The sequence below is a fragment of the Glutamicibacter sp. HZAU genome, from assembly GCF_004100365.1.
Lineage (GTDB): Bacteria > Actinomycetota > Actinomycetes > Actinomycetales > Micrococcaceae > Glutamicibacter > Glutamicibacter nicotianae.
Map to the genome: position 1 here is coordinate 153,782 of NZ_SCKZ01000001.1, position 11,988 is coordinate 165,769.

The following is an 11,988-nucleotide window of genomic DNA, read 5'->3' on the forward strand; positions in this document are numbered from 1 at the left end:
GCGCTTGGACAGCCCATACCAGAAACCGTCAATAGCGGTCTTGGCATCGATGCCGCCCGAGGCGTAGGCAGCTCCCAGCGCAACGTACAGCGGAGCCCAGTGCTCCGAGCGCGGATGCGCTTCGCGCGCTGCCGGCGCCTTGTGCAGGAAGTCCAGGATAGAGTCCACGTCGCCGCGGGCCATCGCTTCCTCGGCCCAGTGGTCGAACTCGCTGGAGGCCGAAGGCGGGGCAACATCCGGTCCGCCGGCCGGGTTGAACCAGCGCAAGTTGTGGGTGGTGAATCCGGAACCAACAATCAGGGTTCCCCGATCACGCAAGGGGGCCAGGCTCTTGCCCAATTCGAAGAGTCCCGAAGGATCCAGTGTCGGCATGGACATCTGCACCACCGGCACGTCGGCATCCGGGAACATTTCCTTCAGCGGCACGTAGGCGCCGTGGTCCAGGCCTCGGGACTCATCGCGCTCCACGTGGTGCCCGTAGGCGGAGGTCAGTCGCTCGACTTCATTGGCCAGTTCCGGTGCCATGGGCGCGTCGTAGCGGACGTCGTAGTACTTCTGGTCAAAGCCCCAGAAGTCGTAGACCAATTCGTTCTTCTGCCGGGTCGCGCTCAGCGTCACCGGGGCATTTTCCCAGTGCGCGGAGATCATCAGAATATCTTTGGGCTTCTCGAAGGTGCCGGACCAATCGGCCAGTTCACTGGTCCAGCGCTGGTCATCGGCCAGCGGCGGAGCACCGTGGCTGAGGAAGAGGACGGGAGGGGTATCGGATCGCTGAGTCATAATTCAAAGCTACCAATCATTAGTTGAAGCGTCAACCTTTTGGGATCGTTTGCCGTTCCTGTCTCCAACCAACTGCGTACCGGGCCTTCGTCCATAACTCATGGACGAAGGCCCCAGCACCCGGGGCACTAGGCTCCCCGGCCTCTCTGCCCGGACTCAACCACTTCCACCGGGAAGTGGCATTCGGTGCTGTGCAATCCTTGCACCGGACCATCGCCAGGCATCCCCAAACGAATAGTTCCTCCCTGCTCACGCACCCGCACTTCGGGCCGTTCGGCACTGCACACCGGCTGCGCCTTCCAGCACCGGGTACGGAAACGGCACCCCGAAGGCGGATCCAACGGCGAGGGCAGCTCACCGCGCAGCACAATCCGCTCGGCCGGCCGCTGCGCCGGATCCAGCTTCGGCGAGGCCGACAGCAACGAAGCAGTATACGGATGCAACGGCGAATCAAACACCTGCTCGGTCGTCCCGGTCTCGATGATCCTGCCCAGATACATGACCGCCACCTGGTCAGTCACATGCCGCACCACCGACAAATCATGCGAAATGAACAGGTAGCTGACACCCAGCTCTTGCTGCAACTCGTTGAGCAGGTTCAGCACCTGGGCCTGCACCGAGAGGTCCAGCGCGGACACCGGCTCGTCCAGGATGATCAGCTCCGGGTTCAATGCCAATGCCCGGGCAATCCCCAATCGCTGGCGCTGCCCTCCGGAGAACTCCTGCGGGGACTTGTCCGCATCGGTTCGGCGCAACCCCACCACATCGAGCAGCTCATGCAGCCGCCGCTGCTTGGCAGCCCCGCGATACAGATCGCGGTGCGTAGCAAAGGGCTCGGTAATGATCTGCCCGGCGCTCATCCGCGGGTTCAGCGAGGCGAACGGGTCCTGGAAGACCATCTGCACCCGGCGCCGCCACGTCAGCAATTCCTTGCCGTGCAGGGCGAAAGGATCCTTGTCGTCAAAGAGCACCTGTCCCGCGTCCGGGGTTTCAAGCATCATCAAGGTACGCGCCAGCGTGGACTTGCCGCACCCGGATTCGCCCACCAGGCCCAGGGTCTCGCCGCGCTTGATGCTCAGGTTGATGCCGTCCAGGGCGCGCAGTTCGCGGGAGCCCGACGCGCCGGCTGAAACGTGGAAGACCTTGCTCAGATCCTTGACCTGCAGCACGGTATCCGAGCGCTGGATAGTTGCGGTGCTCATGCGGGAATCTCCTTCTCGGTGGAGCCGGTTTGGCTGACGGTGGCGTGCGGCACCTGCTCGGCGAAGTGGCAGGCTGCCCGTTGGCCCGGACCGGTTTCCCGCAACGCCGGGCGTTCTGCCCGGCACAGCTGGGACGCGAGCGGGCAGCGGTCCTGGTAGACGCACCCGGCGGGGATGCGGCTGAGCTCCGGAGGGCTGCCCGGGATCGAGGACAGCGCCTGCCCGCGCTGCCCTTGGCCGGGCACCGATTCCAGCAAGCCCTTGGTGTAGGGGTGGGTGGGATTGGCGAAAACCGTTTGCACGCTGCCCTGTTCCACCACGTTGCCGGCATACATGATGCACACGTCATCGGCTTCTTCGGCTACTACCGCCAGGTCGTGGGTGATCAGCACCAGCGCCATGTCGGTTTCGGTACGCAGGCGCTTGAGCAGCGCCATGATCTGCGCCTGCACCGTCACATCCAGGGCCGTGGTCGGCTCATCTGCAATCAGCAGGCGCGGGTTCAACGCCACCGCCATCGCAATCAAGATGCGCTGTCGCATCCCGCCGGAGAACTGGTGCGGATAGGAGTTAACCCGGGTTTCCGGCTCCGGGATTCCCACCCGGCGCATCAAATCCACGGCTTCGGCCTTGGCCTGCTTCTTGCCCATGCCGCGGTGGATCCTGAAGGCTTCGCCCAGTTGGGTGCCCACCGTATAGACCGGATTCAGCGCCGCCAGCGCATCCTGGAAGACGATACCCAGCCCGGGACCTGCCACCTGGCGGCGCCGTGAACTGCTCATCTGATTCAAGTCCTCGCCCAGCAGCTCGGCGCTGCCGCCGGATACCTGGGCGACCGGGTCCAGCAGCCCGGCGATCGCCTTGGCCGTCATGGATTTGCCGCACCCGGACTCCCCCAGCAGGGCCAACGTGGTGCCGCTGCGGGCAGTGAACCCCACGTTGTTGACCACCCGCAAGGTGCCCTGCGGGCTACGGATATCAACATCCAGGTTCCGGACCTGCAGCACTGCCTGATCGGTGATGGTGCTCATTTTGCATCCTTTACTATGGTCTTCAGCGCCTTGGCCGAACGCTTATCCAAGGTCAAACGCCACCGCTGGGCCGGGTCGGTGGCGATCCGCAGCCACGCGGCCAGCGCGTTGGCCGCCACCGCGGTGATCACGATGGCCAGGCCCGGCAGGATCGAGAGCCACCACGCGGTCTGCAGATACTGGCGACCCTGGGCCACCAGCAGACCCCAGGAAACTTCCGGCGGCTGGATCCCGATGCCCAGGAAGGACAGCGAGGATTCGGCCAGCATCACGAAACAGAATTCCAGCGTCGCCAAGGTCAGCAGGGTTGGGGTGACCACCGGGATCACATGCCGGGCAATGATCGCATTGGGCTTGGTGCCGAAGGTGCGGGCGGCATCCACGAAAGTCCGCGACTGCAGCTCAGCGGCCTCGGCCCGGGCGGTACGCAGGTAGATCGGGATGCGGGTGATCGCCAGGATCAGCACGATATTCGCTGCCGAAGGGCTGAAGACGAACAGCACCACCACTGCCAGCAGCAGCGAGGGGAAGGACATGATCACATCGGCAATGCGCATCGACACGGTCTCGCGCCGGCCCCGGTGATAACCGGCCCACACACCCCACAACGAACCGATCAGCAGGGCAATCGCCACCGCCGGGAGCGCAACCATCATGGTGGTGCGGGTGGCCACCACGATACGAGCGAGCACCGAACGGCCCAGCGAATCCGAGCCCAGGATGTAGGCCCACCCATTGGCCGGGTCGAACGGGGCCTTGTTCATGAACATCAAATCCTGCTTGGTGGCCAGCTCGCCCATCAACGGCGGACCGAAGATCGCGGTCAGCGCCACCACTGCCAGGACTGCTGCCGCCACGGTGGCGACCTTGTCGCGCAGCAGCAGGTGCAGCATGCTCGGCTTGCTGCCGCGCGCCAGCTTGGTCCGCGGTTGCTTGGCGTGCGGTTCCTCGGCTTGCGGGCCTTGGGGGTTCATCGTCTGCGTCATGGCAGGCTCCTTGTCAGCTCGTGCTCCGTAGCTTCGGCGCGCTCAGCGGCAACGGCCGGTGCCGGCTGCGACGGGCGATGCCGGGACGCATCGCGCCGTGCGCTGCGCCGCGCCCGCTTGCCGGCACTGGGCCGCACCCTCGGGTCGAGCAGCGCATAGCCGAGATCAATCAGGATGTTCAATGCGAAGATCGCCACCGCGGTGAGCAGCACGCAGGCCTGCAGCACCGCAAAATCGCGTTGCAGGATCGAATCGATCATCAGCTTGCCGATGCCCGGCCAGCCGAAGATGGTTTCCACCACCACCGCGCCATTGACCAGGCCCACGGTCAGGTCCCCGGCCACGGTCAACGCGGGAGCCGCGGCGTTGCGCAGCGCATGGCTGGCGATCACCCGGCGCTGGGCTGCGCCCTTGGAACGCGCCAGCTTGATATACGGTTCGGACAGGGCCGAGACCATGGCCCCGCGGATTACCTGCACCAGCGTGCCGAAGGGCCGCATCAGCAGCGTGGCCACCGGCAGGAACCAGGCGGCCGCACCGGCCACCCCGGAGGTCGGCACCCAGCCCAAGCTGATCGCGAAGACCCAGATCCCCACGATGGCCAGCCAGAAGTCCGGGATGGATGCGGCGATCATCGAGGTGAAGCTCGCGAAGCGGTCCAGCAGCCCGTTGGGCTTCAGCGCGGCGATCGAGCCGACCACCACTGCCAGCACGATGGCCAGCAGCATCGTCATCGCCGCCAGCTGCAGCGTGGCCGGGAAGGCGCGCAACGCCATCGTTGCGGCGTCTTCCCCGGTGCGCATCGATGCGCCGAAGTCCAGTCGCAGCAGTCCGCCGAAATATTGGGCCATCTGCACCCAGATCGGCTGGTCCAGGCCGTTGCGTGCCGCAAAGTCCTCGCGCATCGCCTCGGTCGCGTTCAGCGGCAGGTACAGCGCCGCCGGGTTGCCGGTCATGCGGGCCAGCGCGAAGACGCCGATGACCACGACGACCAGGGGCAGCGCGGAGGAGATAATCCTCTTTCGCAAATAGGTCAGCATCTCACATCCTCGTTTCACTCATGGCGGCGCCTACTTGCTGGAAACTTCGGCCAGGCGCAGCTCGTCGCCCGTCGAGGAATTCGGGGTGTAGTCGATATTCGCCGCGACCCCGAGCATGCCGGTCTGGTGGGCGATGTGCGCGAACTGCACCACCTCGTCGTTCTGGTACTTGAAGACCTTCTCGAAGGCCGCCTGGCGGTCTTCGCCGGTGGCGGCATCCGCGGTGGCAATCAGCTCGTCGAGCTTTTTGGTGCCAAAGGCCGACTGGGCGCCCTTGGTAGTCATGTACTGGTCCACGGTGAAGGCGGCGTCGCCGGCCTGGTTGCCGTGCTGGGTCATCAGCATGATCGCCCCGTCCTCATCGGTGGGGAACGGGCGGACCTGGTAGGTCAGGTGCTGGCTGGTCTCCAGCATCTTCAGGTTCACTGTCAGCCCGACCTGGGAGAGCTGTTCCTGGATCACCTGGGCCAGCTCCTGGATCTTGGGGAACTGGGCGGTGCGCACGATCATGTTGATCGGGGCTGAGACGTCCTCGCCGGCGGCCTTGGCTTCTTCGACCAGCGCTTTGGCCTTCTCCGGGTTGTATTCCCAGACTGGCAGGTCTTCGCTGTGTCCCACCACGCCGGCGGGGACCAGCTGGGCGGCGGCCTTGTCGCGTCCGCCGTACAGCGAGGCGACAATGGATTCCTTGTCGATGGCGTAGTTGATGGCTCGGCGCACGCGCTCGTCGTTGAGCGGGGCTTTGTCATTGTGCATGCGCAGCGCCACGGTTTCGTTGTTCGGGTAAGAGACGCCCAGCTCGCCGATGTTGTCTTCCGGGCTCAGGCCGGTGGCGATATCCGCCTCGCCGGAGGTGATCATGGCCGCGCGGACGCTGCCTTCGGAGCGCCACTGGTAGTTGGCCTTGGCGAAGGACGGGGCTTCGCCCCAGTAGTCGGCATAGGCGGAGACATCGATGGACTGCCCGGCTTTCCAGTCATCAATCTGGTAGGGGCCGGTGCCAATTGGTTCGCGCACCTTCTCGGTGGCGGAGGTTTCCTCCGGGACGACTTCCAGGAAGGACAGGCGCAATGGCAGGATCGGATCCTTCTTCACTGCGGTGACCTCCAGGGTGTAGTCGTCCACGACCTTCAGCTTCAGGTCGTCGTCGCCGAAGACATAGCCTTCAACGTTGCAGCCCAGGTTGGAGTTGACCGCACGGTCAATGGTGGCGGCGGCATCGGCGGCGGTGAAGTCGGAGCCGTCATGGAATTTCACGCCCTCGCGCAGCTTCAGCGTCCAGGTCTGGTCATCGTCGCTGGACCACTCGGTGGCCAGTTTCGGCTCAAGCTCACCGCTGGAAGGGTTGCGTTCGATCAGCGGCTCGGTGATGGTCGAGCGAACCACCACGCCGGTGCTGGTCAGGTTCGATTCGCAGGCTTCCAGGGTGGGCGGTTCCTGCTGCAACACCACGCGCAGGGTGTCGCTGGCGGTGCCGGAGGCAGGTGCGCCGGCAGCCTGTTCCGAGTTGGCTACCGAGCAGCCTGACAGGGCGGTGGTGCCCAGCAGGGCGGAGGCGGCGACGGCCAGTGAGAGCTTGCGGGTGCGGGTGTGCTTGGTCAACATCATTGTGATCCTTCGCGAAGAGTGATGGGTTCAGTGAGTGGAGCATCCGGCGTGGCAGGACTGCCGGCGTTGATTCAAAAGCTTTGACCGATGAACCCGCATGGTCAAGGGAAAACAGGCCCCTTCGGTGGCGCCCGGCGAGCGCCGCAATGGCGATCCGCGCCTTTGGCAAATGTGACTTGCGCGACATTTCGGGGTTATTCGACGATCAATGCCTCAACAGCATTGATCCATCCAATCTGCGTGTTGGACGTGAATTGATTGGTCTTCCTAGGATGCTGGTATGCCCACAAATACCAGCGCCATGACGCACTCAAAGAACTCCCCCATCACCGGCGACGCCATTCTGCGCGTGGGACCGGTGAATCCAGAGGTGGCCCAGGCCCTGCAGGCCGACTTCGGCGCGCAGGCGCTGCCCGAGCCAGGCCCAGAACGCGAAGCACTGCTCGAGGAGCACGGAACGCAGATCCGCGTGGCCGTCTGTTCCGGACGCATCGGGGTGGACTCGGAGCTGATGCAGCGCCTGCCAAATCTCGAGGCGATCATCAATTTCGGAGTGGGCTACGACGCCACCGATGTTGCCCAGGCCCAGGCCCGCGGCATCGTAGTCAGCAATACCCCGGACGTGCTGACCGAGTGCGTGGCCGATACTGCGCTGGGACTCTACCTGTCGACGCTGCGCTCGCTCGGCGCTGCCGAACGCTTCCTGCGTGCGGGAGCCTGGGCTGCCGGTGAGAATTTTCCGCTGGCCACCCGGGCCAGCGGCACGAAGGTAGGCGTCCTTGGCCTGGGCCGCATCGGCCAAGCAATCGCAAACCGCCTGGAAGCCTTTGGGTGTGAAATCCACTATCACAACCGCTCGGAAAAGCCCGATAGCCGTTATGCCTACCATCCCTCGGCCCTCGCCTTGGCTGAGGCCACCGATGTGCTGATGATCGCCGCGGCCGGTGGACCCCAGTCCGCTGGGCTGGTGGACCGCGAGGTCATCGAAGCCGTCGGTCCGCGCGGATTCATCATCAACATTGCCCGCGGTTCGGTCATCGACGAAACAGCGCTGGTCCAGTCCCTGGCCAATAAGGACATTGCAGGGGCAGGGCTGGATGTTTTCGCCAAGGAACCGAGCGTCCCCGCCGAACTGTTGAACCTGGACAATGTCGTGCTGCTGCCCCACGTGGGCAGCGGAACCCACGAAACCCGCGCCGACATGGCAGCCTTGACCCTGGGCAATTTGCGCTCCTATCTGGAGGATCGCACACTGCTCACTCCGATCTCCTGATCGGTTCCCCAGCTCGATGCCGGCTCACCGGCATCACCACTTCTGCCGAAGCCGCGACGAGCGGCCGATTTTGCCATGCAAGGCCGGCCGCTCGCCGCGGATTTTGGTAGGAGATTCAACAACCTCCCAGCGCAGCGAACTTCCTTGGCATCCAGAGCAGAGAATGCTGAACCCGGCACGGCTCTCAAAAGCAGTGCGCTGGCACTGCTGCCGGCTGTTGCCGGGCGGGCCGCCTTGGTTCGCCGCCCCGGCTGGCAACTGGCGAAACCCGTTGCCTATTTCCCTGCGCTGCTGCCGTCACCCGCTTTCCGAGGGGTCGCATCATTCCCCTGCAATTCGGCCAGGTAGAGTTCGCGCAATCGCTGCGCCGCGGGATTCCCGGCCTCAGACTCCCACGCCAGGAAGATGTCCGAGTGGTTCAGCTCCTCCATCCCGCCCGGACCCACCAGCTCCTCGAAGACCACCCCCGGCGGGGCAAAGTCGCGGGCACTGGCTGGCACCAGGGAGACGCCCAAGCCCACCGAGACCAGCGCCATCAGCGCTGGGATCTGGCTGGCCACCTGGGTGATCGTGGGGCTGACACCCACCGAATCAAACAGCCGCAGCACCAGATCGTAGAAGTAGCGCGCCTCGTGGGTGGAGTACATCATCAGCGGCAGGCCGACCAGTTCCTTGATCAGCACCCCCTTGCCGGTTTCCAGGTGGTGCCCGGCCGGCAGCGCGATGACCAGCCGATCCTTCTTGACCAGGTGGGTTTGCACGCCCGGCCGGTGCACCGCCGGACGCAGCAGCCCCAGGTCGATCTGTCCCTTGCTCAGCGCATCGAGCTGGTCGATGGATACACCCTCGCGCAGCACCAGCGTGATCTCCGGCAGTTCGCGGGCCGCCAGCGCGAGCAGCTGCGGCAGCACCGACTGGCCGGCTACCGAGGTGTAGCCGAGGATCACGGTGCCCGATTCTCCGGTGGCGACCTTGGAGACTTCCAAACTGGTTTTCTGGCACAGATCCAGAATGCGCCGCGCGTTGGGAAGCAGCACCTGTCCTGCCGCGGTCAGCGCCACCTGCCGCGAGGTGCGGGTGAACAGCTTGGCATCCAATTCGCGTTCCAGCAGCTGGATTTGCCGGCTGAGCGGGGGCTGGGTCATATTCAGCCGCTCCGCCGCGGCGCCGAAGTGCAGCTCCTCGGCCACGGCCACAAAAGATTCCAGCTGGATCAGCGAGAACATCAATTCACTCCTTGAATTGCTGGTTGCCAATTTTAGCTTGGACAGGTATCGATTCACTTTCTAGGGTGATTCTAAACGTCCCTTACCGACTGGAGCTACCCCCATGACGCAATCCCAATCCCACCGAATCGCCGATATCCATATCACTCCTGTCGCCTTCGCCGATCCACCGCTGCTCAATTCCGTGGGCGTGCACGAACCGTATGCATTGCGCTCCATCGTGGTGCTGCACACCGAATCCGGCCACTACGGGCTGGGCGAGACCTATGGAGACAGCGCGCACCTGGCCCGGCTGGAACGCGCCGCCGGGTTCCTGCGCGGCACCGACGTGTTCAAGCTCAACCAGATCGCCGAGCTCGTGGAGGACTCGCTGCGCGGGGACCAGGGCCAGGGCGGGCACGGCACAGGCGGCATGGTCACCACCACTTCGCTGGCCGACCGGGTGCTTTCCGCCTTCAATGTCGCCGCACTGGATGCGCAGGGCAAGATCCTGGGACTGCCGGTGAGCACGCTGCTTGGCGGAGCGGTCCGCGATCGTGTGGACTTCAGCGGCTACCTGTTCTACAAGTGGGAACGCCACCCGGGGCATGAGCCGGACGCCTGGGGCGAGGCGCTGGACCCCGAGGGCATCGTGCGCCAGGCACGCACCATGGTCGAACGCTACGGATTCAAGGCGCTGAAGCTCAAGGGCGGGGTCTTCCCGCCCGAGCAGGAGGCCGCCGCAATCGAAGCCCTGCACCAGGCCTTCCCCGAATTGCCGCTGCGTCTGGACCCCAACGGGGTGTGGAACGTGGCTACCGGAATCGAGGTGGGCCGGCGGCTGGACGGCGTGCTGGAATACCTGGAGGATCCGTGCCTGAGCGCGGAAGACAACGCCGCGGTGCGCCGGGCCATCCCGATGCCGTTGGCGACGAACATGTGCGTAGTTTCCTTCAATGACCTGCCCGAAGCGATCGAACGCAAAGCCATAGACATCGTCCTGTCGGACCACCACTTCTGGGGCGGACTCAGCCGTTCCGCGCTGCTCGCCGGCATCGCGCGCACCTTCGGCCTGAAGCTGTCCATGCATTCGAATTCGCATCTGGGCATCAGCTTTGCGGCGATGGTGCAGCTAGCTGCGGCGACCGAGAACATCGACTACGCCTGCGACACCCACTGGCCGTGGAAGCGCCCGGACGAGGATGTCATCCTCCCCGGGGCGCTGGAACTGGCGGGCGGTGCCGTCGCGGTGCCCGAGGCACCGGGCCTGGGGATCGAGCTTGCCCCGGAGGGGTTGGCACGGCTGCACCAGCAATATCTGGACTGCGGGCTGCGCGAACGCGACGACACCGGCTACATGCGCCGCATCGACCCGTCCTTCGAGCTGGCGAGCCCCCGATGGTAGCGCCGTTGCGGGTAGTCGTCACCGACGCCATCGTCGCCCGCTTCGAGCCGCTGTTCCGCAGCCTGTGCCCGCACCACGACTGGCACTTTGCCGCCTCGATGGCGCCGGGGCCGCAACTGGAACTGATAGCCGAGGCCGACGTGCTGGTCTGCGCCCGGCTGAGTGCCGAGCAGGCCGCGGCTACCCGCGCCGGGCTGGTTCATGTCACAGGTTCCGGCACCGACCGGCTGGCACTCGACCGGCTCTCCTCCGGCACCACGGTGGCGCGCACCGCGCATCACGAACGGGCCATCGCCGAGCACATCCTGATGGTCATCCTGGCCGCGCAGCGCCGCCTGCTTGAGGTCACCGCGCAGTTGCGCGCTGGCAGCTGGCAGACCCTGGCCACCGATCCGCAAACGCCGCTGCACCGTACGCTCGCCGAGCTGACCATCGGCTTCGTGGGGCTCGGTGCCATCGGCACGCAGGCCCTTGAACTCTGCGGCAGCCTGGGTGCCCGCTGCGTCGCCGTGCGACGCACCGTCCCGGAGCAGCTCCCGCCCCATGCGGCCTGGGTGGGCACCATGGATGCATTGCCACGCCTGCTGTCCGAGGCAGACGTGCTGGTGCTGTGCGTGCCGCTGACCGATGAGACCACCGGGCTGATCGGCAGCGAGCAGCTAGCCGCACTGCGCCCCGGGGCAGTGCTGGTCAACGTCGCCCGTGGCCCGGTGCTGGACCTGGCTGCGTTGCACGAGGCGCTGGATTCGGGCCGCTTGGGTGCCGCGGCGCTGGATGTATGGTGGCAGGCTCCGGAGGGTATGCAGGCACCGGAGGACACCCGGCGCCTTGCCAACCATCCCCGAGTCATCGCTACCCCGCATTATTCAGGCCATTCGAACGACACCTTCACCCGCCGGGTGCAGGAAATCTGTGCGAATATCGATGGCTACGCGAACTGCCTGCCCGTGCGAAACGCTGATTAGAATAGGAGTTATGCAAGAAGAAGAATTGATGCAGACGGTCGAAGAAGAATTCACCGCCATCTTATTGCGTGCCCGCCAGATGCTGATCCGCCGTGCCAAGATCATCCACCCGGATCTGCAGGACCCAGGGTACCGCTTGCTTGCAGTGGTCATCCGTGACGAGGCCCAGCAGCAGGGATCGCTCGCAGAGAAGCTGCGCTTGGACAAGGCAACCATATCGCGCCTCGTGCAGCACCTTGAATCCTTGGACCTTGTCACCCGTACCCAGGATCCTTCCGATGGCCGGGCCCAGCTGGTTTCGGCAACAGATATAGCCAAGGAAAAATGGCGTTCGAGCGGCAACACGCTGCGTCAGGAACTGCGCCGCCAGCTCAAGGAATGGGAAGCATCCGAACTGAAGAACTTCGGAGATCTCCTGCACCGCCTCAACCACAGCTTTGACGAAATTCTCTAAACCGCTAGAGGAGCCGAAGCCTTGGAAACCCTACAGTTT

General features: G+C 64.9%; 11 protein-coding genes. 4 read left to right on the top strand and 7 right to left on the bottom strand.

The window, feature by feature from the left end; all coding sequences use genetic code 11:
- The 6 genes from EKH49_RS00720 to EKH49_RS00745 form a co-directional block, all read right to left on the bottom strand.
- The coding region (locus tag EKH49_RS00720) for a dioxygenase family protein (RefSeq protein WP_145964433.1) at nt 1-780 on the bottom strand (780 nt) is incomplete at its 3' end.
- Nucleotides 781-908: 128 nt separating this feature from the next.
- Complete coding sequence (locus EKH49_RS00725) at nt 909-1,982, bottom strand: ABC transporter ATP-binding protein (protein ID WP_128469220.1); 1,074 nt, start codon at nt 1,980-1,982, stop codon at nt 909-911.
- Entirely contained in the window at nt 1,979-3,013 is a 1,035-nt protein-coding gene (locus EKH49_RS00730) for an ABC transporter ATP-binding protein (protein WP_128469221.1), read from the bottom strand. The genes EKH49_RS00725 and EKH49_RS00730 overlap by 4 nt, the downstream gene beginning before the upstream one ends.
- A complete protein-coding gene (locus tag EKH49_RS00735; RefSeq protein ID WP_236640965.1) occupies nt 3,010-3,999 on the bottom strand; it encodes an ABC transporter permease in 990 nt (329 codons plus the stop codon). The genes EKH49_RS00730 and EKH49_RS00735 overlap by 4 nt, the downstream gene beginning before the upstream one ends.
- A complete protein-coding gene (locus EKH49_RS00740; protein ID WP_128469222.1) occupies nt 3,996-5,039 on the bottom strand; it encodes an ABC transporter permease in 1,044 nt (347 codons plus the stop codon). The genes EKH49_RS00735 and EKH49_RS00740 overlap by 4 nt, the downstream gene beginning before the upstream one ends.
- Before the next feature lie 30 nt (nt 5,040-5,069).
- The gene (locus EKH49_RS00745) at nt 5,070-6,647 is read right to left on the bottom strand and encodes an ABC transporter substrate-binding protein (protein WP_201739530.1); all 1,578 of its coding nucleotides are present in this window, start codon (nt 6,645-6,647) and stop codon (nt 5,070-5,072) included.
- A gap of 301 nt (nt 6,648-6,948) precedes the next feature.
- On the opposite strand from EKH49_RS00745, the gene EKH49_RS00750 reads away from it, so the two are divergent.
- A complete protein-coding gene (locus EKH49_RS00750) occupies nt 6,949-7,920 on the top strand; it encodes a 2-hydroxyacid dehydrogenase (RefSeq protein WP_236640966.1) in 972 nt (323 codons plus the stop codon).
- A 275-nt stretch (nt 7,921-8,195) separates the two neighbouring features.
- On the opposite strand, the gene EKH49_RS00755 is transcribed toward EKH49_RS00750, so the two are convergent.
- Nucleotides 8,196-9,146, bottom strand: a complete 951-nt coding sequence (locus EKH49_RS00755) for a LysR family transcriptional regulator (RefSeq protein ID WP_128469224.1) — start codon at nt 9,144-9,146, stop codon at nt 8,196-8,198.
- Between the two features lie 103 nt (nt 9,147-9,249).
- Here EKH49_RS00755 and EKH49_RS00760 point away from each other — a divergent pair, with 103 nt between their 5' ends.
- Genes EKH49_RS00760 through EKH49_RS00770 form a run of 3 tightly spaced genes read left to right on the top strand, consistent with a single transcriptional unit; the run spans nt 9,250 to nt 11,949 of the window.
- Nucleotides 9,250-10,530 (top strand): glucarate dehydratase family protein, encoded by a 1,281-nt coding sequence (locus EKH49_RS00760; RefSeq protein WP_128469225.1) that lies wholly within the window; start codon nt 9,250-9,252, stop codon nt 10,528-10,530.
- Nucleotides 10,524-11,495, top strand: coding sequence for a 2-hydroxyacid dehydrogenase (locus tag EKH49_RS00765; RefSeq protein WP_128469226.1), 972 nt, complete (start codon nt 10,524-10,526; stop codon nt 11,493-11,495). The genes EKH49_RS00760 and EKH49_RS00765 overlap by 7 nt, the downstream gene beginning before the upstream one ends.
- A gap of 10 nt (nt 11,496-11,505) precedes the next feature.
- On the top strand, nt 11,506-11,949 hold the full coding sequence (locus EKH49_RS00770) for a MarR family winged helix-turn-helix transcriptional regulator (protein WP_073707797.1): 444 nt from the start codon (nt 11,506-11,508) through the stop codon (nt 11,947-11,949).
- Nucleotides 11,950-11,988 lie beyond the last annotated feature (39 nt).